Here is a 24,508-nt window from a genome sequence, read left to right as displayed (position 1 = left end):
AAAATAATTTAAAATGTTGTTTTAGTGTATCTTGGCTAAATAATCATAATGTTCGCCTTCTAAAACCAGTTCGCATTGCGATCCATTTGCGTGAACAGCATTTTGTAATGTGTTATAGTCAATATACATCCAGTTAAAAGAGTCTTCTTTTTCTCCCTTATATTGGATATCAAAAATGACTTCGCCATAATAATCCACATCAGTGGGTATCCATTTTCCTCCGTCCTCATCTTCGTCAAACATATAGATAATGTCTGATGAGTCAACTAAAATTTGGCCTCCTTTATTCAAAAGCGATTTCAGTTTTTGAAGGAACTTTGAAATGTTCTTTAATTTTCCGCACATTCCCGCACCATTCATAAGTAAAAGGATGGTGTCGAATTTTTCGTTTTCTAATGTCATTACATCCTGAACTTTGGCTTTTTTCAATCCGCGCAATTGGCAAGCTTTAATAGCATTGGGAGAAATGTCAATTGATGTTACATCAAGTTTTCGTTCGTTTTGTAAATACAAGCTATGACTTCCGGCACCACAGCCTACATCGAGTATTCTGCCATTTGCCATTTGCAATGCTTTTTGTTCTATTCGGGGCATTTCATCATAATTTCTGAAAAGATAAGCCACGCTCATTTCGTCAGCTTCACTTATTGAGGTTTCTGTGATTAAATCTTCAGGCTCGTTCTGAGTTTGATAATCCAAAATGGCTTTTCCGAATAGATCTTTCATTGTATATAAGTAATGTTTTTATTTGTTAGTACGAAATGAGTAATTTTGTATTCTTAAAAAGTAAACTAAATTGACACATCCGCAAATCGATATATTGCCGAAACTTGCCAAAGATAAGCATAACGAAAGCAAAAAGTATTTTGACAAGCTAAAAAAGAAACCACCTAAGAATTTAGATTATGTGATGCAAGATCTACATGAAGCTGAATTCAAACGGACGGATTGTTTAGAGTGTGCAAATTGTTGCAAAACAACAGGACCTTTGTTTACTGCGGCTGATATTGAGCGAATAGCAAAATTCTTGAAATTGAAACCGCAACAATTCATTGAACAGTACCTTCGGATAGATGAAGATAATGATTATGTATTGCAATCATTACCATGTACTTTTTTAGATCATGATAATAAATGCTTTATTTATGACGTGCGCCCGAAAGCCTGTAGAGAATTTCCGCATACCGACAGAAAAAAGTTTTATCAGATAGCAAACCTGACATTAAAAAATGTTGCCATTTGCCCTGCAGCTTATAATATAGTGGAAGAAATGAAAAAGAAATTACCGATGTAAACAAAAACGGCTTGATTTCTCAAGCCGTTTCTGTTTTTAAAGCATCATTCCACCCGATGCTTCAATACGCTGTCCGTTTATCCAGTGCGCTTCTTCACTGCATAAAAAGGCAACTATTCCACCGATATCATCCGGAAGGCCAACGCGTCCCAATGCTGTGATACTTGCAATTTGATCATTGATCTCTTTGTTATCGCGAATCCTTCCGCCACCGAAATCAGTTGCAATAGCACCTGGTGCCACAACATTAGCACTAATTCCTTTTGGTCCTAACTCTTTGGCAAGATATCGGGTTAAAACCTCAATAGCACCTTTCATTGAACCGTAAGCGGAAGATCCGGAAAATGAAAATCTGGCAAGACCTGAAGAAATAGTGATGATCCGACCTCCTTTATTTATATAAGGAAGTGCTTTCTGGGTTAAAAAGAATACCCCTTTATAGTGAATGTTAAACATTGCATCCAGTTGTTCTTCTGTAGTTTCTGAAAACGGAGCATAAAGAGCAGTTCCGGCATTATTGATTAGAAAATCAAAATTAGGGCTTCCGGTACTTTCTTGTAGATGTTGAGTTATTTTTTGAATAAAGGAATCAAACATTTCTGTTTTTTCCACATTTAACGGGAAAGCAATGGCTTTTTGTCCGATAGCCTGGATTTCTGCAACAACTTTTCCGGCTTCAGTTTGGTTACTATTATAGGTGATAATAACATCAATTCCGTTTTTAGCCAGATTAATAGCCATATTACGACCTAAACCACGGCTTCCGCCTGTAACTAATGCGATTTTTTGTGTTTTCATATTTTTGTTTTTTTTGTTAATACAAAATTATGATAACGATGAAAGGACAGGTTTGCGTGTTTCAAACAGTTTGTTGCAAAAATCAAATATTAAGTCTGTGACCGAAAAGTTAAAGGAGTCATTTCAGTATGTTTTTTGAAGAAATTGGAAAAATGCGCTGTTTCCTCAAAGCCTAGACAATAAGCAATCTCAGAAACATTCCAATTCGTCTGCTTAAGCAGTATTTTTGCTTCTTGAATTAGTCGACCGCTAATAATATCAGTAGTTGTTTTTCCGATATTTTCTTTTAACACCTTATTTAAGTGATTAACATGAACAGCTAACCTTTCGGCAAAGTCTTTAGCGGTTCGTAAAGTTAATTTCTGACTTGTGGATTCAATAGGAAATTGCCGTTCTAAAAGTTCAATGAATAACGAAATTACCCTTTCAGAAGCATTTTGGGTAACAGTTAAAGAGCTGGTAGGTTGTAATTTTTGCCCGTAATGAATTAATTCAAGAAGGTAATTGCGTAGTAAATCATATTTAAAGGTGTAATCAGAAGCTATTTCTTGTTTCATCTTTTGAAATATAATTGCGATTTCATCTGCGATTTCATCTGTAATTTCAAAAACAGGAATCCCTCCTGACTGAAAAAGCGGTAAGTCATCTAAAACGACTCCGCTTTTATTTTTAATCATAAACTCTTCAGTAAAAACACAAAACATACCTGATTGTTCTGCATCTTGAGGAATCCAGTGATAAGGGATTTTTGGGGTAGCAAATAAAAGAGCATTTTCTTGTATGTTGATCACCTTGTCAGCATATTCAGCTTTGTTTTTACCTCTGATCAGACTTATTTTATAATAAGTTCTGCGATTATAAGGCATTACTTTCTGTTGCTGTACATCTTTAAGCGTTTCAAAAATATCGAAAATATTAAAATGACCGATTTCTTTAGATATATCCTGTGGCAGGATCTCATGCAGTTCTTTACCTGTAAACTCTACAGCTTCCTTGTAAAATTGTTCCAGAGATGTGCGTGTAATATTTTTCATTTCTAAAAGGTCTTAATGGTGAAAAATACAGGTTTTATCTTTTTATGAATAGATCAAATATTTTTTTCGGATATTCTTAAAGTTTTCCAAGCCTGGTTGCCAAGAATCTCTGATTTGTTTTTCAGTTAATCCTGCTTCGATTTGTTGCTGTAATTTAGGGGTTCCTGCCAGTTTGGTAAAAAAGGAATTGAAGAATTTAGTCTTATCAGTAGTTTGATGGTATGCTTTTAATAACCATTTTAATTCTAATTGTGTTACTTTTTCAATAGCGGTTAAATCTTCACCATAACAAACTTTACCATTATATAAAGGATCTTTTGCGCCTTCATTAGGTTTTGGTGTAAAAGTAAAATCAGTTTTAGGTAAATAAGGAGAACCATAAATTTGAAACTGGATATCAGTACCACGACCAACACTCACATTAGTTCCTTCAAAGAAACATAAGCTGGCATATAAGTTGATAGATTGATCATTGGGTAAGTTAGGAGAAGGCTTTACAGGCAAACTGTAAGACATGGTTCTTTTGTAATTTTTACAAGGGATAACAGTTAAGTCACAGTGAATGCCGTTTTTCAACCACTTTTCACCGTTAATCATTTTAGCGTATTCACCTATGGTCATTCCGTGTAAAACCGGAATTTTGTGCATTCCCACAAAACTTGTATATTCAGGTTCTAATATTGGACCGTCTACTATAGATCCGTTAGGGTTGGGTCTGTCAAGAACCAGTAAAGGAATGTTTTGTTCGGCACAAGCCTCCATTACATAATGTAATGTAGAAATATAAGTGTAAAAACGAGCTCCTACATCCTGTATGTCAAAGATCACAACTTCAATTCCGTCAAGTTGCTCCGGTTTAGGTTTTTTGTTACTCCCATATAAAGAAATAATAGGCAATCCGGTTTTTATGTCTTTTCCGTCTTTTACAACTTCTCCGGCATCGGCGGTACCTCTGAAACCATGTTCGGGAGCAAATATTCGTTTGATGTTAAAATTTCGTTGAAGCAGATAATCGACCAAATGTATTCTTCTAAAAGGGACAGTACTGGTTGCATTAGCTACAACTGCTATTTTTTTCCCCTTTATAATAGGTAAGTAAGAAAAATTTTCAGAACCTAAAACAAGTCCGTCGGTAATAATCTCAGTTGCTTCTGTTGCAATTATAGTATCATTTATAGTCGGGTTGACCTGAGCATTATTCTTACCACAAGAAACAATTAGTAAACCAAAAAATAAAAATGTATTTTTGAACATTAATTTCGGAATCATATCAAGTTGAATTTAGAATATTTTATAGCAAAACGCTTAGTTAAGGATAAAGCATATAAAAGTAACGTTTCTTCTCCAATTATAAAAATTGCGATAGCGGCTATTGCATTAGGCATTATCATGATGATAGTTGCAGTAGCGACCAGTATAGGCCTGCAAAAAAAGATTCGGGAAAAAGTATCGGCTTTTAACGGACATGTCATTATTTCTAATTTTGATAATAATCAATCTCAGGCAAATATTGTTCCGATTTCTACGAAACAGGATTTTTATCCCCATTTCAATTCAGTTTCCGGGATAAAGCATATCCAGGCAGTTGCTAATAAAACCGGTTTAATAAGAACAGAAGAGACTGTTGAGGGGATTGTCTTTAAAGGTGTAGGAGAAGATTATGATTGGAGCGCTGTAAAAGAATATCTGGTACAGGGAACTTTACCTAAGATAACAGCTAAGTTTACTGATGATATTGTGATTTCTCAATATTTGGCCAATAGATTGAATTTAAAATTAAATGATATATGCCGAACCTATTTTATAAAAGAAGGAGGTAAAGGATATAATCTGCGAAGTTTTAAAATTGTAGGGATTTTTAATTCAGGGTTTCAGGAATTTGATGCCAATTATATTATAGGGGATATAAAACACGTTCAGAAAATTAATAAATGGGGATCAGATGAAGTAGGAGCTTTCGAAGTTTTTATAGATGATTTCGACCAGATTGAACAAAAAGGAAAAGAAATATACAAAGCCATTCCGTCAAATTATGATAGTGAAACTATAGCTGAAAAATATTATAGTATGTTTGAGTGGCTAAAACTTTTTGACTTTAATACTATAGTAATTCTCATTGTGATGATTACGGTTGCAACTATTAATATGATGGTAGCATTATTAGTGCTTATTTTAGAACGAACACAAATGATCGGGATATTAAAAGCATTGGGAGCGACCAATTGGAGTATTCGGAAAATATTTTTATACAATGCGGCTCATCTTATTATAAAAGGATTGCTTTGGGGTAATGCAATAGCCCTAACACTTTTAATGTTGCAGAAATATTTTAAAATAATTAGCCTTAATCCCGAAAGTTATTATGTTCGGGTTGCTCCGGTTGATATAAATTTTCTTTATATAGGCTTGTTAAATTTAGGGACAATAGTCATTTGTTTGCTGGTTTTGTTGATTCCTTCTTATATGATAACAAAAATTTCTCCTGTAAAAGCTATAAAATTCGATTAAGCTCACATTTTAATTGGTTAGAGATATTTCTTATTTAGCACTTCCTTTTTGTTATAGATTAACAAGGGTTAAAAAAAGTTTTTTTTGTAAGTTATTGTATTTCAGTGGTAGTAAAAAAAACTTTGAAAAAAAGGCATAAAAAAGTTTGCGAGAATGGAAAAAGCTACTACTTTTGCACCCGCAAATCAGCCGAGATATGTTTTTAAATACGCAGATGGTACTGCAATCCTGTGGGAGAGTATGTCGCCGCCTTTCTTTAAGAGGATCATATAAAATATGATCCTCTTTTTTTTTACCCTATTTTTGAGAAATGGAGTTTACACATAATAGGGTATCTCTTTTAAAAAAAGAAAAGGAAATGAAAAGGAGAATCTAATTAATCTTTTTATTGATTAAAATCGTTTGTATGAATGTATTTGGCGAGGTTTCTGCCGTCAGCAATAGCATTTACGACTAAGGAAGCACCGATTCTGGCATCACCGATAGTGAAATATTTAGGATTTGAGGTGTTGTAGTTTTGGCTGTTGAATCGTTGTTTATGCCAAGTTACAGAACTCCCTGAAATAGCAACTGAACCCGTAAAACCTATCGCTACTAATAGTAAATCACAGGGTAGTGTGCGGCTAGTGTTGGAAATGATTTCTTTGGTTCTGTTGCCGTTTTGATCTATTCCAATCTTTACTTCACTAATTGTGATAGATATGATGGTGTTGGTTTCATCAGTATTAAACTGTGTAGCGTAGTTTTTAAAGATACGCTGACTGCCTTCTTCATGAGAGGTTGAGTCTTTATATTGTAGAGCATCCATAGGCCAAGGTGTGCTTTCAGAGCGCTCTTTAGGAGGTTTTTCATGATAATCTAGTTCAGTTACCGATAAGGCACCTTCACGATTAGCTGTTCCGATGCAATCAGAACCTGTATCACCGCCACCTATTACTATAACATGTTTGCCGTTAGCATTGATCTTTTTTTTGCTAATTTCGTCTGAGATAAATTTATTAGTTTCTGTCAGATAATCCATTGCATAATAAGCATTAGTAAATGTGTCAAGAGGGATATCGTATTGACGCTCTTTTTGAGATCCGATTGCTAAGATGATTTTATCATATTTTTGTTCTAATTCTTCCGAAGAGATATTTTTACCTATTTCAGTTTGAGTATAAAATTGAATTCCCACTTCTTTTAAGAGTTCAATTCTTCTTTTGATAACAGATTTATTTAGTTTAAAGTCGGGAATCCCGTAGCGTAATAAACCACCCGGCTCTTTGTCTTTTTCATAAACAGAGACGGTATACCCATAAGAGTTTAAATAATAGGCAGCTGCCAAACCAGCAGGACCAGAGCCAATGATAGCAATTTTGATTCCGTTTCGTTCTTTAGGTTTTTCAATAGTAATCCAGTTGTTTTCAAATGCTTTTTCGATAATCGTTTTTTCAATTTCTTCAATAGTAACAGCGTCACTATTGATTCCCAAAACACAGCCTTGCTCACAAGGTGCCGGACAAATTCTTCCGGTAAACTCAGGAAAAGGATTGGTTTTTGATAATATTTGGTAGGCATCTTTCCAACGACCTTCAAAAGCAGCTTTGTTAAAGTCGGAAATGTTATTATCTAAAGGACATTTGTAATGACAAAAAGGAACTCCACAATCCATACAGCGGGCAGATTGTTCCTGTTCTTTTTGTGTGTCAAAAGGCAATGTGAATTCTGAAAAATGCTTTATTCTTTCAGCTACTTTTTGTTTTTCAGGTAATTCTCTTTTATATTTTAAAAATCCGTCCATTTCAGTTTTTATTAGTATTCTGCTACTTTAGCCTCAGTTGATTTGATGATTTTTTTGTATTCGCCCGGAATCAATTTGAGGAAATAATGCTTGGAAACATTCCAGTCCGTTATAATTTCTTTTCCTAAAGTACTATTAGTTAATTTAATGTGTTCCTGAATTTTATCAAAGAGGAATTCATATTCATTTGAAGATATTTCGTCGATTTCAAGCATTTCGAAGTTTATCATAGCTTCTAAATTCTTTTGTGTTTTGAACAAATAGGCAATACCGCCACTCATTCCTGCCCCGAAATTTTTTCCAATGGTTCCTAATATAAGTACTTTTCCACCGGTCATATATTCGCAACCATGTGCTCCTACACCTTCAACAACAACATCAGCACCTGAATTCCTAACGGCAAAACGTTCTCCTGCTCTTCCGTTAATGAAAACATTTCCTGAAGTAGCTCCATAAAGGGCTACGTTACCAACGATAGAATTCTCTCTCGAGGAGAAAGTTGCTTCTTTTGCTTTTTTAGCAACTAACTGCCCTCCTGAAAGGCCTTTTCCAAAATAATCATTGGCTTGTCCAATTAAATTCAAAAACAGGTTAGAATGTGCAAAAGCACCAAAACTTTGCCCGGCCGATCCTATAAAGTTTAATTTAATGAAGGGTAACTTTTCAAGATTTTCCTTTTCATATTTTACCATGTAATGTGATAAAGTAGTTCCGACACTTCTGTCTAAATTGAAAATAGTATAATTTTTCTCGATAAAGTTTTCTCCTTTAAAGCGAGGATAAATATCATCAACAATTCGTTGATTTAAACTTCCCTCTAAATTAAAAGCCTGGCAACTGAAAACATGGTTAGGTATGTTATAGGTATTATAAGCTTTGTATAAAAGAGAATCTAAATTGAGAGTTTTGGTTTTCCATATAGAGTTGTTAGTGGTATCTGCTTTTAAAACATCTACTTGACCTACCATTTCATTAATGGTTCTAAAGCCCAGTGAAGCCATGATTTCACGAAGTTCGATAGCAATATGAGTAAAATAATTAATTACGTATTCCGGTTTTCCTTTGAATAATTCGCGTAATGTTTTGTTTTGAGTAGCCACACCAACAGGACAAGTATTTGTATGGCATTTGCGCATCATGATACAACCTTGTGTGATTAATGCAGCTGTAGAAATACTCCATTCTTCTGCTCCTAATAAAGTAGCAATAGCAATATCTTTTGCTGTACGTAATTGTCCGTCGGTTTGCAGAACTACCCGATCGCGCAAGCCATTCATAACTAAAGTTTGATTGGCCTCTGCCAGACCTAATTCCCAAGGTAAGCCCGCATGTTGAATGGAGCTGATCGGAGAAGCTCCGGTTCCGCCATCGTAGCCTGAAATCATAATGGCTTCAGCTTTAGCTTTCACTACTCCGGCAGCAATAGTTCCTACTCCGGCTTTAGAAACTAATTTTACATTGATTCGGGCAGAAGGATTAGCGGATTTCAAATCATAGATTAGTTGGGCCAGATCTTCAATAGAATAGATGTCATGATGTGGCGGTGGTGAAATCAGACTTACTCCGGGTGTAGCATGACGAACCCGTCCGATCCATTCGTCTACTTTATAGCCCGGAAGTTGTCCTCCTTCACCGGGTTTTGCGCCTTGAGCAACTTTAATTTGTATCTCATTGGCTTCAGTTAAATATTCAATTGTAACACCGAATCTTCCGGAAGCTACTTGTTTAACTGCCGAACGCATTTCGGTTTTTTCGTAGCGAATGGGATCTTCACCTCCTTCACCTGAATTGGATTTTCCGCCAATTCTATTCATGGCAATGGCTAAGGAAGTATGAGCTTCCCAGGATAATGAACCAAAGGACATCGCTCCGGTAGAAAATCGTTTTAAAATAGAAGTTACCGGTTCGACTTCTTCTAAAGGGATACTAATTCGTTTTCTGAATTTTAATAGATTGCGAAGTGAGATCTTTTCACTTGAATTGACTAATTCTGCAAACTTTTTATATTGCTGGTAATCATTTTTCCAAGCTGATTGTTGTAATAGATGAATAACTTCCGGTGAAAGTAAATGTTTTTCACCTTCTTTGTTCCATTGGAAGAAACCGCCTGTCGTTAAATAATGTTCGGTGTAGTCGTAAGCATAGTAATGTTTTTGTAAAATTTCTTTAGCAATATCATCAAAGTTTAAACCTTCAATACGAGAAACAGTTCCTGTAAAAGCATATTGAATGACTTCATTATGAATGCCGACAGCTTCAAATATTTGAGCACCATGATAGGATTGTAGCGTTGAAATTCCCATTTTAGAGAAAATCTTTAATAATCCGTCATTGATTGATTTGGTGAAATTTTTATAGTAATGGGCTTTTTTGTCTTCTTTTTGATATTTTTCGCAATACGCATCTATCGAAGCAAAAGCCATATACGGATTCACTACATTGGCTCCGTAACCAATTAAAGTGGCAAAGTGATGTGAATTTAAAACATCACCCGCTTCAACAGCAATACCGGTTCTTACACGTAATTTTTTACGGGTTAAATGATGATGAATGGTTCCTACAGCTAATAAGGATGGAATAGGAGCCCATTTGTCATTTGAATTTCTATCGGAAATAATTAAAATATTAATTCCTTCATCTAACAAGGCTTTGTCTGCTTCTTTGCAAATTTTTCGAAGCGCTTCACGCAATCTTCCCGGTTTTCCATCGGCTTCAAAGATGGCGTTTATCTGTTTACTTCTAAAGTTGGTATGGTCAATTTGTCGAACAGCTTCCAGTTGGTCATTGGTTGCCACCGGATGTTCAAAGGTGATTTGTTTACAATGTGCCGGTGTTGTCGATAAAATATTGAACGAACGACCAATACTTGTATTCAGAGACATCATGATGCGTTCGCGAAGCGGATCGATAGGCGGATTGCTGACTTGCGCAAAATGTTGTTTGAAATAATTGCTTAAATGTTGTGGCTTGCCGGAAAGAATAGCCAAAGGCGAATCGAATCCCATAGAACCAATAGGTTCTTTACCAGAAGTGATTGTTTCCACTAAATGGCGATCAATATCTTCTTCGCTAAAACCAAACATTTTTTGTTTTATAAATAAATCTTCCGGCTTTTCAATTGTATATGTCGTATTTCGTTTCGGAAGTTGTTCAACACTAATTTCATTATTAGAAATCCAGGTTTTATAGGGTTTTTGGTTAACAATTTCCGCTTTTACTTCGTCATCTTCAATAAAACGCTCTTTGTTTAAGTCAATTAAGAATATTTTTCCGGGCTCTAAACGACCTTTGCGTTCAATGTTTTCTTCTTCAATAGGTAAAGCACCGGCTTCCGATGATAAAATAATTCGTCCGTCTTTGGTAAAGCAAAATCGCGACGGACGTAAACCGTTTCGGTCTAAAGTGGCACCTACAAAATCACCATTGGTAAAACACAAGGAAGCCGGACCATCCCATGGTTCAATCAATGAAGCGTGATATTGGTAAAAATTGCGTTTGCCTTCGTCCATATTCTTATCTTCCTGCCATGCTTCCGGAATTAACATCATCATGCTATACGGCATACTTCTTCCGGCCTGATACAGTAATTCCAACATGTTGTCCAGATTAGCAGAATCTGAATTTTTATGATTTACTACCGGATTTAAAGTGGCAATGTCTTTTGGCGAAAAATGAGAAGACTCGATATGGTTTTGGAACGATTGCATCCAGTTTACATTTCCTTGAATAGTATTGATCTCTCCATTATGTGCTAAAAAGCGGAAGGGTTGAGCCAAATGCCATTTCGGGAATGTGTTGGTTGAAAACCGAGAGTGGATTAATATAACTTTGGATTTGTATAGCGGATTGGTAACATCCAAAAAATATTCTTTAACCTGAAAAGTGGTTAGCTGTCCTTTGTATACAATCGTTTTTGACGAAAAAGAGGCAATATAAAAACTTTCGTCCGTCAGATTGAATTTTAAATGAATGCTCTTGGTTATTTCTTTTCTTAGAACATATAAACGGCGTTCAAACTCACGTGAATCATTAGAATATTCGGTGTGAGAAACAAAAAGTTGCTCTATAGCCGGTTCTGTTTGTTTAGGGGCATTTCCTAGGGATTGATTATTAACGGGAACTTTTCGGTAACCTAATACATCAAAATCCCTGTTTTCCAGAATGGAGTTAATAGTTTCACGACATAAGGCTCGCAGTTTTTTATCTTTCGGAAAAAAAATCATGCCTACGCCATAATGTCCTTTTTTAGGTAATTCTATACCGATTTTTATCAATTCATTTCTGAAAAATTCGTCAGGAACTTGGGTTAAAATTCCGGCGCCATCTCCCGAACAAGAATCAATACCTGTACCACCTCTGTGTTCCATGTTTTCCAGCATGGTAATTCCATCGGCAACCAGTTGGTGATTAGCATCACCTTTTACCTGAGCGATAAATCCTATCCCGCAGGAGTCATGCTCAAAAGAACTTCTATATAAACCTTGATCTTTCATTCATTTTTGCTTTTTTCATTCATGAAAAGTTTCATGAGATTCCGTTTTTCATATTGAACGGAACTATTAAAGTATGAAAAAAACAGCAAATAAGGATAAGTTCTGAGAAGAATTAGTAAAAAAATAACAAAGTGTTGTTAAAAGTAAAATGTTGTTAAAAAAATAGTATAAAAAATGTAAAATAAAAAAAGAGCGCAATTGCGCTCTTTTTACGGGTTATTTCTTTTTAATTTATTTTGCAATACCTCTCGAAATTACAATTTTCTGAATTTCAGAAGTTCCTTCATAGATCTGAGTGATTTTTGCATCACGCATCATGCGTTCTACATGGTACTCACGAACATAACCATTTCCGCCATGGATCTGAACGGCTTCCGTAGTTACATCCATTGCAGTAGTAGAAGCATATAATTTCGCCATAGCTCCTGATAAAGAAATATCCTGACCGCAATCTTTTTCATAAGCAGCTTTGAAGCATAACATTCTAGCAGCAGTGATATGTGTAGCCATATCTGCTAATTTGAAAGCGATAGCTTGATGTTGAATGATTGGTTTTCCGAAAGATTTTCTTTCTTGAGCATATTTTAAGGCTAATTCATAAGCTCCTGAAGCAATACCTAAAGCTTGAGAAGCAATACCGATACGACCTCCATTCAATACTCCCATAGCAAAATTGAATCCGAAACCGTCTTCACCGATTCTATTCTCTTTCGGAACTTTTACGTCAGTAAACATCAAAGAGTGAGTGTCAGAACCGCGAATTCCCATTTTATTTTCTTTCGGTCCGATTTCAAAACCTTCCCATCCTTTTTCAACGATGAAAGCATTAATTCCTTTATGTCCTTTTTCAGGATGTGTATGGGCAATTACAACATAAGTTGAAGCATTGCCACCATTTGTGATCCAGTTTTTAGTACCGTTTAACAAATAGTAGTCACCCATGTCTTTTGCAGTTGTCTTTTGAGATGTAGCATCAGATCCTGCTTCAGGTTCAGATAAACAGAATGCTCCGATTACATCACCTTGAGCCAGAGGGACTAAGTATTTTTGCTTTTGTTCTTCGTTACAATATTTTTCTAACCCGGCACAAACCAATGAATTGTTTACAGACATAATAACAGCAGCAGAAGCGTCTATTTTTGCGATCTCTTCCATTGCCAGGACATAAGAAACACTATCTAATCCGGCACCGCCATATTTAGGGTCAACCATCATACCTAAGAATCCTAATTCTGCCATTTTCTTTACTTGTTCGTGAGGAAAGATTGAATGTTCGTCACGTTCAATAACTCCCGGTAAAAGTTCTGTTTGAGCAAAATCACGAGCAGCTTGTTGAATCATCAATTGCTCTTCGGTTAATTGTAAATCCATATTATTTGAATAAGTTGTTTGATTATTTTGTAAATAAAGTTCCCAAATGTAATTATAAAATACCATATTTTCAATAACTATTTGTATTTTTAGCCCATGCATGCGGATCGTTATTTTGTGTTAGGAGTTATGTCCGGAACTTCTCTTGACGGAGTTGACATTGCTTATGTTAAGCTGTTTAAAACAGAGGGGATTTGGTCTTATTCGATTGTAAAAGCAGAGACTTTTTCATACACTGATGAATGGGTTCAGGAACTTACTGACGCGATTCATTTTTCTGAAGAAGACCTGAATAGTCTGAACGAAAGATATACGTTTTTATTAGCAGATTATATACGGAAGTTTATAGATAAATATGCTATACAAAATTTGGATGCAGTATGTTCTCACGGACATACTATCTTGCATCAGCCTGATAAAGGATTTACTCTTCAGATCGGAAATCTTCCGGTTATTTCTGAAATTTTAAATCAAACTGTTGTTTGTGATTTCAGAGTTCAAGATGTAGAATTAAAGGGACAAGGAGCACCTTTAGTACCGATAGGAGATAAGATTCTGTTTTCCGATTATGATTACTGTTTGAATTTAGGAGGTTTTTCCAATATATCATTTGATGATAACGGAAAGAGAATAGCGTATGACATTTCGCCGGTAAATACAGTATTGAATTTTTATGCGGAAAAGTTGGGTTTTCCGTATGATGACAGAGGGAATCTTGCTCAAAAAGGGACGTTAAATAAAGAATTGCTAAAGGAATTGAACGCTTTAGAATTTTATGAGCAATCTTATCCTAAGTCACTGGGGAAGGAGTTTGTAAATCAGTTTGTATTTCCGCTACTTGAAAGTTATGATATAAATGCTGAAGATGTTCTTAAAACTTTTACAGAACATATTGCTTTTCAAATCGCTGATAATGTTAAAGAAAATAGTAACGTTTTAGTAACAGGAGGTGGTGCTTACAATTCTTTTTTAATACGAAATTTGCAAAAAAATAAACCTGACGTAAAGTGGGTTGTTCCGGAGGATAGTCTTGTTCAGTTTAAAGAGGCCTTGCTTTTTGCTCTTTTAGGGGTTTTAAGGCTGAGAAATGAAGTTAATGTTTTGGCTTCAGTAACAGGGGCTTTGCACGACCATTCGTCCGGTAAAATCTGGTTGCCGAAATAAGAATTTTTTAAAAATGAAGGGTTTTAAAAATCATTGACAGATTTCAGAAAAGCAAATTTTCTTTGCTTATATTTGTCAAACTTTAAAACATAACCATAAAAATGAAAGAATTATTAACAAAATTCGAAAATAAAGAACCAGAAATTATATTTAATTGGAAAGATCCGGAAACAGAAGCGGAAGGTTGGACGGTGATTAATTCATTACGTGGCGGAGCTGCCGGAGGGGGTACTCGTATGCGTAAAGGTTTGGATATGAATGAAGTGCTTTCGTTAGCAAAAACAATGGAAGTAAAGTTTACAGTTTCAGGACCTGCTATCGGCGGAGCAAAGTCAGGAATTAATTTTGACCCGAACGATCCGAGAAAAGAAGGAGTGCTTAAAAGATGGTATAAAGCAGTGTCCCCGTTGTTGAAGAATTATTACGGAACCGGAGGTGATTTGAATGTTGATGAGATCCATGAAGTAATTCCTATGACTGAAGATTGTGGGGTTTGGCATCCGCAAGAAGGTGTTTTTAACGGGCATTTTAAACCAACAGAGGCTGATAAAATTAACAGAATCGGTCAATTGCGTCAAGGTGTGATAAAAGTTTTAGAGAATCCTAATTTTTCACCGGACGTTAACCGAAAATATACAGTAGCCGATATGATTACCGGTTATGGAGTAGCTGAAGCTGTTCGCCACTATTATTCCGTTTTCGGAGGAGATGTGAAAGGAAAGAAAGCAATCGTACAAGGTTTTGGTAATGTAGGTTCTGCTGCTGCATTTTATTTAGCAGATATGGGGGCTAAAGTTATCGGGATCATTGATAGAAATGGAGGTGTATTAAAAGAGGAAGGCTTTACATTTGAAGAAATTAAGACTATGTTCTTAGGTAAAAACGGAAACCAATTAGTGGCAGACAATATGATTTCTTTTGAAGAGATCAATACTAAGATCTGGTCGGCAGGAGCCCAAATTTTTGCACCATGTGCTGCATCAAGATTGGTGACTAAAGAGCAAGTAGACCAGATGATCGCTTCCGGTTTAGAAGTGATTTCAAGCGGAGCAAATGTTCCTTTTGCGGATAAAGAAATTTTCTTCGGTCCTATTATGGAAGAAACGGATACAAAAGTGAGTTTAATTCCGGATTTCATTGCAAACTGTGGTATGGCAAGAGTTTTTGCTTATTTTATGGAGCGCAAAGTACAAATGACCGATGAAGCTATATTTGCTGACACATCGAATACAATTAAAGCAGCAATTCAAAAAGTCTATGAAGCTAGTTCCGATAAAAAGAATATCAGTGCCAGAGCTTTTGAAATTGCTTTAAAACAATTAATATAAATAAAATTTAATGGAAACAGTATTAGTAGTAGTTTTTGTCCTGGGTTATCTGGGAATTGCATTAGAACACACTTTTAAGATAGATAAATTAATTCCCGCTTTGGGGATGATGGCTATTTTATGGGCCTTAATTGCTGTAAACCACATGGAAGTTTTTGAGATCATTCCCGGGGTTGGTAAAGAGCCACATGAATTAGAAGGAACATTGCTACACCATTTAGGAAAAACTGCAGAAATCTTATTCTTTTTAATGGGGGCAATGACTATTGTAGAGATCGTTGACTATTTTGATGGTTTTTCTACCATAAAAGGGTTTATTAAAACTAAAAGTAAAGTAAGGCTACTTTGGTTGTTTACAACTTTAGGATTTGTTTTATCTGCTATTATTGATAATCTTACGGCGACTATTGTATTAATCACTATTTTACAAAAAATTGTAAACGATAAAGAATTGCGTTTGTGGTTTGCAGGTTTAATTGTTATTGCGGCAAATGCAGGTGGAGCATGGTCTCCTATAGGGGATGTTACAACCACAATGCTTTGGATCGCGAATAAAGTTTCTGCTGCATCTTTGATTGAACATGTATTAATTCCTTCAATTTTATGTTATGTTGTTCCAACATTTATTGCTTCAAGAATGAAGATTTTTAAAGGAAAGGTAGTTGATGATAGCGAAGTTGAAGAAACACAAACTGAAAATAAATATGGCCCTTTAATGTTCTATTTAGGATTAGGAGCAATTTTGTTCGTGCCTATTTTTAAAACAATTACTCATTTGCCTCCTTATGTCGGAATGATGCTGTCTTTAGCTGTTGTAGCTGCATTAGCAGAATATTTGAGCAATACTAAATTTAGTTTAGGGCATGCAACTGCAGGAGAGGGAGCTGTTCATCATAGTCCGGTTCATAGATCGCTATCAAAAATAGAGATGCCTAGTATTTTATTTTTCTTAGGGATTTTGATGGCAGTAGCAGCCTTAGAGTCTCTTGGAATGTTGTTTGATTTTGCCGGAGTTTTAGAAGCAAATGTTCCGAATTTAGGAACAGAGCATCATTCTACTAAAATTTCAGATCTAGTGGTGCTTTTATTAGGTGCCGGCTCGGCAGTAATTGATAATGTTCCGTTAGTGGCTGCAAGTATTGGTATGTTCCAAATCGGAATGGATGAACCGGCTTGGCACTTTATTGCGTATGCAGCGGGTACAGGTGGAAGTATGTTGATTATAGGTTCTGCAGCTGGTGTTGTAGCTATGGGTATGGAGAAAATTAATTTCGTTTGGTACTTGAAAAAAATCGGTTGGCTAGCCTTAGTCGGATTTTTAGCAGGTTCAATAGGATTCTTCATTATCAGAGATTTGATCCTAAATGCAGTGTCGTAACAATTTTTAGCTTTAATTTTCGTTAGAATAAAAAAATAAAAGTATGAGTATTTTTCTTCAAGCAGATAGCTTAGCTGTTGCAAATGAAATGTTAACCGACGATCAACAGCCGGTAGAAAAAACATTGTCTATTTGGGAATTAATTACAAACGGAGGTATTGGCGGACAAGCCATTATGCTGGTATTGTTTATTCTGTTGTTTTTTGCAATTTACCTGTATTTTGAACGCCTTATGGCAATTAATAAAGCAAGTAAAATTGATTCGAATTTTATGAACAACATCAAGAGTAATATTATGGCAGGTAAAATTGATGCCGCCAAAATGCTATGTGCCCAAACGAACTCTCCGGTTGCGCGATTAATTGAAAAAGGAATTTCCCGAATCGGGAAACCGCTTGAAGATATCAATACAGCTATTGAGAATGCAGGCGCTCTGGAACTGTATAAGCTAGAGAAAAATACCAGTATGTTAGCTACAATTTCAGGAGCCGGACCTATGATCGGTTTCTTGGGAACCGTTTTAGGTATGATTCTTGCTTTTCATAAAATGGCAAGTGGTGGCGGACAAATTGAGGTTGGCGCTTTAGCGGAAGGTATTTATACCGCTATGACCACTACTGTAGTGGGACTTATTGTAGGGATTGTGGCTTATATAGGGTACAATCACTTAGTGGTTCGTACCAATAAAGTAGTGAATCAGATGGAGGCTAATGCAGTTGAGTTCTTAGACCTGTTAAATGAGCCGATATAAAATTAAGCAGCAAAATCAAGACACATGAAGATCGGAAAAAATAAAAATAAAGTATCCACAGAATTCAATATGTCATCCATGACTGATATTGTGTTCTTGCTACTCATATTTTTCATGCTGACTTCAACTATGGTGACTACCAATGCATTAGATTTGGTGTTGCCAAAAGGAAAAGGGAAGACAGATAGCAACAAAAGTATTACCGTAAACATTACAAATGATTTACAGTTTTATATAGATAAAGCGGAAGTGCCTAAAAACGATATTGAAGGACGTCTATTGGAAATGCTTCCCGCTGAAAATGAAGAAAACAGAGCTATTGTTCTTAGAGCAGAAAAGAAGGTTCCTTATGAGGATATTATTTATGTGATGGATATTGCTAATCGGAACCATATTAAAATGGTTGCTGCAGTAGATCCTAAATAAGTTATAGTTTTCAACGGATTTTAAAGTATATTAGAATGAAATTTTTAGAAACAGAAGAAGAGAAAAAATCCTTTGTCATCACAAGTGCAATTTTTGTGATGCTTTTTCTGTTGATTACATTTTTAGGGTTGTCCTATATGGATCCACCTCCTGAGAATGGTATTGCTATCAATTTCGGAACCAGTGATGTGGGGCAAGGAGAAATTCAACCTACAGAACCGATAAAAAGCGCGCCTCAGCCTTCGGTAAGTCAACCGGTAACTTCTCAGAATGATGAGGTGTTAACCCAAGATGAAGATTCACCGGTCACAGTGATTCCGACGAAAAATGATACGAAACCAAAAACCGAAACTCCGAAAGAAACGCCAAAACCAAAGGTAGAAACGCCTAAGCCTTCTAAAGAAGCTACTAATGCTTTAGATGCTTTGTTGAATGGTCCTAAATCTGATGGGCAAACAACCGGAGGACATGGAAATGACGGACTTCCGGGAGATAAAGGAGATCCGAACGGAAGTATTTATGCGAATAGTTTTTATGGGAACGGTTCGGGTAATGGTTCCGGAAACGGAACGGGTTGGGGATTAGCCGGACGAAAATTAGCTGGGAACAGTAAAAAAGTTCAGGATTGTAATGAAGAAGGCAGAGTTGTAGTGAAAGTCTGGGTAAACCGTAACGGAACGGTTATAAAAGCCGAACGAACTCAAGGAACTACTAATACCAATCCTTGCTTAGTGAATCCTGCTTTAGAAACGGCTAAAAGTTTTAAATGGCAACCTGACGCCAAAGCACCTGAGACACAAATAGGGTTTGTAGTAATTAACTTTAAATTAGGGGAATAGTAAACTGAAAATAAATTAAAAAGTCATCTTATAGTTACTATAAGATGGCTTTTGTGTTTAGACTATATCTTTTTAGCAAAAATAGGAGAACAATTATAGTAGAACTTGCCGTAACTTTGTAGTCCCAAAGAAAAAACGTAACTTTGGTAATTACGATTTTTTAACCCTAAAAGTTTCGCTCCAAATGAATTATACAGAAACTACCGAATGGTTATTCCAGCAGTTGCCTATGTTTCAAAGCAAAGGCGCTACTGCCTATAAAGCAGATTTAAAAGGCATTCATTTACTTTGTAATCATCTCAATAGTCCTCAAAAATATTTTAAGTCAATTCATATAGCCGGAACTAACGGCAAAGGATCTACTTCGTCAATGTTGGCCTCCATTTTTCAAGAAGCCGGTTTTAAAGTCGGACTTTATACGTCGCCCCATTTAAAAGATTATAGAGAGCGTATTAAAATAAACGGGAAAAAGATCGGTAAAGATTATGTGACTAATTTTGTTGCTGAGAATAAGGAGTTTTTTGAACAATACAAGCCTAGTTTTTTTGAAATGACCACTGCTTTGGCTTTTGATTACTTTGCACATGAAAAAGTAGATGTAGCAATAATTGAAGCCGGTTTAGGAGGAAGGTTAGATTCAACGAATCATATAGATCCGTTATTGGCAATTATTACCAATATAGGAATGGATCATAAGCAATATTTAGGAGATACATTAGCACAGATCGCTTATGAGAAAGCCGGAATAATTAAAAGTCGCATCCCTGTAGTTATTGGTGAATATACTTCGGAAACAAAACCGATCTTTGAACAAAGAGCCGAAGAAAAATTAGCTGAACTTCATTACGCACAGGATAAGCATTTTCCTCATTACGATTCTGATTTAAAAGGAAATTATCAGGAAAAAAATATCAGAACGGTTTTAACGGCAATTTCGATCTTGCAAAAATATTTTACAATAGCGAAACAAGATATTGTGAATGGATTGAAGCATGTTATTCATAATACCGGATTGCAGGGAAGATGGCAGGAATTACATAAAAAACCTTTGGTGGTTTGTGATGTTGCGCATAATGTTGATGGGCTTCGTTATGTAATAGATCAAATCAAAGAACAGACCTATAAAAAATTACATATTGTCCTAGGTTTTGTAAAAGACAAAGATCTGAATGAGATCTTGCCTTTATTTCCAGTTGATGCGCACTATTATTTTGTTTGCCCGAATATCGAAAGAGGGCTCGATGCCGAAGAATTAAAGCTAGAAGCGAATAAAATAGGACTTAAAGGTGAAAAATTTAATTCTGTTGCAGAAGGCTATGAAAAAGCATTAGCGCTTGCAAATGAGAAAGATATGATTTTTGTAGGCGGAAGCACATTTGTAGTTGCAGAAATTTTATAATTTTTTTACAAAAAAGACTTGTAAATATAAATAATGAGTGTATATTTGCACTCGCAATACAGAACTGATAACAACAGTAAGGTAAAGCACCGAAAGGGCGATTAGCTCAGCTGGTTCAGAGCACCTCGTTTACACCGAGGGGGTCGGGGGTTCGAATCCCTCATCGCCCACAAGATTTAAATCCCGCATTTAGCGGGATTTTTTGTTTCTAAAACCTTCCTTTATCATTATAAGTTTTCAATATCTTTGTTATACATATTTATTAAACAAGATAAGATTGGAAACTAAAGATATTAAAATACTACACATCGATTCTAATAACCCTATATTATGGAATCAATTAGAAGCATTGGGTTTTCAAAATGAAGCCGATTATACTTCATCTAAAGAAGAAATAGAAGCTAAGATTGAAAATTATCACGGAATTGTTATTCGCAGTCGATTTAAAATCGATAAAACTTTTTTAGATAGAGCCAGGAATCTTAAGTTTATTGCTCGTGTCGGGGCTGGTCTGGAAAGTATAGACATTGATTATGCAGAAGCCAAAGGAATCCATTTAATTGCTGCTCCTGAAGGGAATAGGAATGCGGTGGGGGAACATGCTTTAGGGATGTTGTTATCTTTGTTCAATAATCTGAATAAAGCAAATAATGAAGTAAAATCAGGACATTGGAATCGAGAGGCTAACCGAGGACATGAATTAGACGGAAAAACGGTCGGAATTATTGGCTATGGTAATATGGGAAAATCGTTTGCCAAGAAATTAAGAGGTTTTGATGTTGAGGTTTTATGCTATGATATTTTAGAAGGTGTAGGAGATGCTAATGCAAAGCAGGTTTTGTTTGAAGAATTTCAACAAAAAGCAGATATTGTCAGTTTGCATACGCCGTGGACACCTTTAACAGATAAAATGGTGAATAAAGCTTTTATTGAGGGTTTTGCAAAACCATTTTGGCTGATTAATACAGCACGTGGTAAAAGTGTAGTGACGGAGGACTTGGTGGAAGCTCTGCAAAACCAAAAAATTTTAGGAGCAGGATTGGATGTGCTGGAATACGAAAAACTTTCATTCGAAACATTATTTGAAGAAGAAAAACCGAAAGCATTTCAGTGCCTATTAGAAGCTGAAAACGTTTTGTTGACACCACATATTGCCGGTTGGACCTTTGAAAGTCACGAAAAGTTAGCACAAACTATTGTAGATAAAATTAAGCTATTTTATGGCTTGAAAGAAGATGTCGAGGTTCAGCTTAAGAAAGTGACAGGAATCGGCGGTTTTTTCTTTAAAAGTAAGAATCCGAAAGATTTAAAAGATTGGTATGCAAAACATCTTGGTTTCTTAAGTGATCAATACGGGAGTACCTTTTGGTGGAAGAATGATAAAGGAGAAGATTGTTTAACCCAATGGAGTCCTTTTGATGATGAAACGAAATATTTTGATCCGTCTGAAAAAGATTTTATGATTAACCTGAGAGTTGATAATTTGGAGTTTTTATTATTGCAATTGGATCAAGCAGGGATTTCTCAAGTTGGACAAACGGAAGAATACGATTATGGGAAGTTTGCCTGGATCTTAGATCCGGAAGGAAACAAAATTGAACTTTGGGAGCCAAAAGATGATAAATTAAAATAAAAAAACTATTTTAGCATTGTAATAAAACTAAAACAAATTATGGAAACATTTAATGAAACGAATCAGCCTCAGCAGGAAAATAAAAAATTAGTTGCTGGGATCTGTGCAATCCTAATCGGAAGTTTAGGAATTCATAAATTCATTTTAGGGTATACTAAAGAAGGGATTATCCAACTTATCATTTCTTTTGTAAGTTGTGGTATTTTAGGAATTATTCCTTTTATAGAAGGGATTATATACCTTACGAAATCAGACGAAGAATTTTATCAAACATATCAGGTAGGAAAAAGGCCTTGGTTCTAAAATAAAAAAGTCTGCAATTTGCAGACTTTTTTATTTTATATAAGATTCTCTTTTTATCCTTTTTCTTTTCGTTCTAATTCAGCTTGGAATTCTTCCATAACCGGTTTAACTGTACTTTCCGGTAAATCAGAGATTTTTATATACATTAAACCATCAACAGAATTGTTGAACAATGGATCTACATTAAAAGCAACTACACGAGCATTTTGTTTAATGTATTTTTTTATCAATACTGGCAAACGTAAATTTCCCGGTTCAACTTCATCGATGATCTTGTCAAATTTATTTAGATCTGATTCTGTTTCATTAAATACAAAATCCTTATCGGCATCTTTTAATTTTACCTTGTATTCCTTTTTAGGTCTTACATATTGTGCAATATAAGGATCATAGTAATGCGATTTCATGAATTCAATCATCAACGATTTTGAGAAATCAGAAAACTGATTGCTGATACTAACACCACCTATTAAATATTTGTGTTCCGGGAATCGCAGGGTAGTATGAACGATTCCTTTCCACAACAAAAATAAAGGCATTGGTTTTTGCTGGTATTCTTTACAAATGAAAGCACGTCCCATTTCGATAGACTTACTCATCATGTCATACAATTCCGGTTCAAAACGGAATAGTTCGTGAAGATAGAACCCGTCAATTCCGTATTTGGTATAAATGTCAGTTCCTAATCCCATTCGGTAAGCACCGGCAATTTGTTGCGTTTCATCATCCCACAAAAACATGTGGTGGTAGTATTTGTCGTATTGGTCTAAGTCTATAGATTCGTTCGTTCCTTCGCCAACTTCCCTAAAGGTGATCTCGCGTAAACGACCTATTTCATGTAAGATGTTCGGGATCTTATCGGCAGTAACTAAAAATACTTCGTAATTTTTACTTTGTAACAAACGGTAATCAGCACCTTTTAAAAATGCTATTTCCTCTAAAATCTGCTCTTGATTAGCCGGCTTAGCAATTTGTTTAGGCGTTTTTTGAATTTTTAATGAAGGTGTATTGATTAATTTTTGATCGCTTTCAAAAACATTGGAAAGCATGTATGTTTTTCTTCTTAAAAAATCACCGTAATCTTCAATAGATTCGTGTTCATTTTGCTCAGCAACTGTTATGGGTTTACCGATACGGACTTTTATGATTCTGTTTTTCTGAGTCAACAGTTCGCTAGGTAACTTGGCTGTTCTAAGGGTATCATTCAGGTTCGCTAAAAAGTAAAAAAGTTTACTGTTTTTAGCGTGAAAATAGATAGGAACCACTGGGACATTCGCTTTTTTGATAATTTTGATTGCGCTTTCTTCCCAGGGTTTGTCAACGACAAGTTTGCCATCTTTATAAGTAGAAACTTCGCCTGCCGGAAACATCCCCAAAGGTTTTCCTTCAGACAAATGACGTAAGGTTTCCTTTATTCCTGCAACACTCGATTTGGCATCTTTATGATTTTCAAAAGGATTTACAGGCATTATATAAGGCTTCATGGGCTCAATTCTATGCAATAGAAAATTAGCAATGATTTTAAAATCAGGCTCTTTTTCCAGCATGAGTTTTAAAAGCAAGATCCCGTCAATTCCGCCCAAAGGGTGGTTTGAAATCGTTATATAAGCTCCGTCTTTCGGTAGTCGTTTAAAGTCTTCTTCCGGAATTTCAAATTTAATTTGAAACTCATTTAAAATAGCATTCAAAAATTCAAGGTCTTTTAAATGCTTATTGCGGTCATAGATTTTATTGAGAGTAGAAATTTTAAGGACCTTCATCAGTAACCATCCTGAAAATGTACCTAAAAAACCATATTTATCAGCATTAATCGCTTTGGCTACTTCTTTGGCTGTAACTAATCCCATTTAATTGTTGTTTGAACGAAAAACAAAGATAGCAATTCTCCTTAATATTTTAAGTTTTTGCTTGACAGAGCCTAAAATATATTTCACAAAAATTGTTACTGTGTTGATTTTTAAGGCATTGTGTTTTATGCTTAAAATGTTATAATTTTGCTTTCAGAT

The 24,508-nt window shown here is 35.5% G+C and carries 18 protein-coding genes, 1 tRNA gene and 1 pseudogene; 12 read left to right on the top strand and 8 right to left on the bottom strand.

Annotated elements, in window-relative coordinates:
* Nucleotides 1-21: 21 nt before the first annotated feature.
* Nucleotides 22-726, bottom strand: a complete 705-nt coding sequence (locus NHF50_RS04840; protein ID WP_109568597.1) for a bifunctional 2-polyprenyl-6-hydroxyphenol methylase/3-demethylubiquinol 3-O-methyltransferase UbiG — start codon at nt 724-726, stop codon at nt 22-24.
* 70 nt (nt 727-796) lie between these two features.
* Between NHF50_RS04840 and NHF50_RS04835 the strand changes: the two genes are divergently transcribed.
* Nucleotides 797-1,294 carry a YkgJ family cysteine cluster protein gene (locus tag NHF50_RS04835; RefSeq protein WP_170108169.1) on the top strand — a complete coding sequence of 166 codons (498 nt, stop codon included), beginning with the start codon at nt 797-799 and terminating at the stop codon, nt 1,292-1,294.
* Between the two features lie 36 nt (nt 1,295-1,330).
* On the opposite strand, the gene NHF50_RS04830 is transcribed toward NHF50_RS04835, so the two are convergent.
* From NHF50_RS04830 to NHF50_RS04820, 3 genes are all read right to left on the bottom strand, one after another.
* Entirely contained in the window at nt 1,331-2,092 is a 762-nt protein-coding gene (locus NHF50_RS04830) for an SDR family NAD(P)-dependent oxidoreductase (RefSeq protein WP_252775232.1), read from the bottom strand.
* 89 nt (nt 2,093-2,181) lie between these two features.
* Nucleotides 2,182-3,126, bottom strand: coding sequence for an AraC family transcriptional regulator (locus NHF50_RS04825; protein WP_252775231.1), 945 nt, complete (start codon nt 3,124-3,126; stop codon nt 2,182-2,184).
* Nucleotides 3,127-3,168: 42 nt separating this feature from the next.
* Nucleotides 3,169-4,395, bottom strand: coding sequence for an exo-beta-N-acetylmuramidase NamZ domain-containing protein (locus tag NHF50_RS04820; RefSeq protein ID WP_252775230.1), 1,227 nt, complete (start codon nt 4,393-4,395; stop codon nt 3,169-3,171).
* Nucleotides 4,396-4,401: 6 nt separating this feature from the next.
* Between NHF50_RS04820 and NHF50_RS04815 the strand changes: the two genes are divergently transcribed.
* The gene (locus tag NHF50_RS04815) at nt 4,402-5,634 is read left to right on the top strand and encodes an ABC transporter permease (RefSeq protein WP_252775229.1); all 1,233 of its coding nucleotides are present in this window, start codon (nt 4,402-4,404) and stop codon (nt 5,632-5,634) included.
* A 385-nt stretch (nt 5,635-6,019) separates the two neighbouring features.
* Here the strand turns inward: NHF50_RS04815 and NHF50_RS04810 are convergent, their stop codons facing one another.
* The 3 genes from NHF50_RS04810 to NHF50_RS04800 all read right to left on the bottom strand — a co-directional run bounded on the left by NHF50_RS04810 (nt 6,020) and on the right by NHF50_RS04800 (nt 13,281).
* The gene (locus NHF50_RS04810; protein ID WP_252775228.1) at nt 6,020-7,417 is read right to left on the bottom strand and encodes a glutamate synthase subunit beta; all 1,398 of its coding nucleotides are present in this window, start codon (nt 7,415-7,417) and stop codon (nt 6,020-6,022) included.
* 11 nt (nt 7,418-7,428) lie between these two features.
* Nucleotides 7,429-11,910 carry a glutamate synthase large subunit gene (gene gltB, locus NHF50_RS04805; protein WP_252775227.1) on the bottom strand — a complete coding sequence of 1,494 codons (4,482 nt, stop codon included), beginning with the start codon at nt 11,908-11,910 and terminating at the stop codon, nt 7,429-7,431.
* 231 nt (nt 11,911-12,141) lie between these two features.
* Nucleotides 12,142-13,281, bottom strand: coding sequence for an acyl-CoA dehydrogenase (locus NHF50_RS04800; RefSeq protein ID WP_109570602.1), 1,140 nt, complete (start codon nt 13,279-13,281; stop codon nt 12,142-12,144).
* Between the two features lie 96 nt (nt 13,282-13,377).
* On the opposite strand from NHF50_RS04800, the gene NHF50_RS04795 reads away from it, so the two are divergent.
* The 10 genes and pseudogenes from NHF50_RS04795 (at nt 13,378) to NHF50_RS04750 (ending at nt 22,502) form a co-directional block, all read left to right on the top strand.
* The gene (locus NHF50_RS04795; RefSeq protein WP_252775226.1) at nt 13,378-14,445 is read left to right on the top strand and encodes an anhydro-N-acetylmuramic acid kinase; all 1,068 of its coding nucleotides are present in this window, start codon (nt 13,378-13,380) and stop codon (nt 14,443-14,445) included.
* A 101-nt stretch (nt 14,446-14,546) separates the two neighbouring features.
* Entirely contained in the window at nt 14,547-15,773 is a 1,227-nt protein-coding gene (locus NHF50_RS04790) for a Glu/Leu/Phe/Val dehydrogenase dimerization domain-containing protein (protein WP_252775225.1), read from the top strand.
* A gap of 10 nt (nt 15,774-15,783) precedes the next feature.
* Nucleotides 15,784-17,151 (top strand): sodium:proton antiporter NhaD, encoded by a 1,368-nt coding sequence (nhaD, locus tag NHF50_RS04785; RefSeq protein ID WP_109568590.1) that lies wholly within the window; start codon nt 15,784-15,786, stop codon nt 17,149-17,151.
* A gap of 43 nt (nt 17,152-17,194) precedes the next feature.
* The gene (locus tag NHF50_RS04780) at nt 17,195-17,902 is read left to right on the top strand and encodes a MotA/TolQ/ExbB proton channel family protein (protein ID WP_109568589.1); all 708 of its coding nucleotides are present in this window, start codon (nt 17,195-17,197) and stop codon (nt 17,900-17,902) included.
* A 24-nt stretch (nt 17,903-17,926) separates the two neighbouring features.
* Nucleotides 17,927-18,328 carry a biopolymer transporter ExbD gene (locus tag NHF50_RS04775; RefSeq protein WP_109568588.1) on the top strand — a complete coding sequence of 134 codons (402 nt, stop codon included), beginning with the start codon at nt 17,927-17,929 and terminating at the stop codon, nt 18,326-18,328.
* A gap of 35 nt (nt 18,329-18,363) precedes the next feature.
* A complete protein-coding gene (locus NHF50_RS04770; protein WP_252775224.1) occupies nt 18,364-19,167 on the top strand; it encodes an energy transducer TonB in 804 nt (267 codons plus the stop codon).
* Between the two features lie 184 nt (nt 19,168-19,351).
* On the top strand, nt 19,352-20,566 hold the full coding sequence (locus NHF50_RS04765; protein ID WP_252775223.1) for a folylpolyglutamate synthase/dihydrofolate synthase family protein: 1,215 nt from the start codon (nt 19,352-19,354) through the stop codon (nt 20,564-20,566).
* A 95-nt stretch (nt 20,567-20,661) separates the two neighbouring features.
* Nucleotides 20,662-20,736, top strand: a tRNA-Val gene (locus NHF50_RS04760).
* A gap of 107 nt (nt 20,737-20,843) precedes the next feature.
* Nucleotides 20,844-21,788 (top strand): annotated as a pseudogene (locus NHF50_RS04755) (2-hydroxyacid dehydrogenase); the annotation flags it as partial.
* 450 nt (nt 21,789-22,238) lie between these two features.
* Nucleotides 22,239-22,502, top strand: a complete 264-nt coding sequence (locus NHF50_RS04750) for a TM2 domain-containing protein (RefSeq protein ID WP_109568585.1) — start codon at nt 22,239-22,241, stop codon at nt 22,500-22,502.
* A gap of 53 nt (nt 22,503-22,555) precedes the next feature.
* On the opposite strand, the gene NHF50_RS04745 is transcribed toward NHF50_RS04750, so the two are convergent.
* A complete protein-coding gene (locus NHF50_RS04745; RefSeq protein ID WP_252775222.1) occupies nt 22,556-24,349 on the bottom strand; it encodes a lysophospholipid acyltransferase family protein in 1,794 nt (597 codons plus the stop codon).
* Nucleotides 24,350-24,508: the final 159 nt, after the last annotated feature.

The organism is Flavobacterium sp. NRK F10 (assembly GCF_024054235.1).
GTDB classification, from domain to species: Bacteria; Bacteroidota; Bacteroidia; order Flavobacteriales; family Flavobacteriaceae; genus Flavobacterium; species Flavobacterium sediminis.
This window is presented reverse-complemented; position numbering and strand designations above follow the sequence as displayed.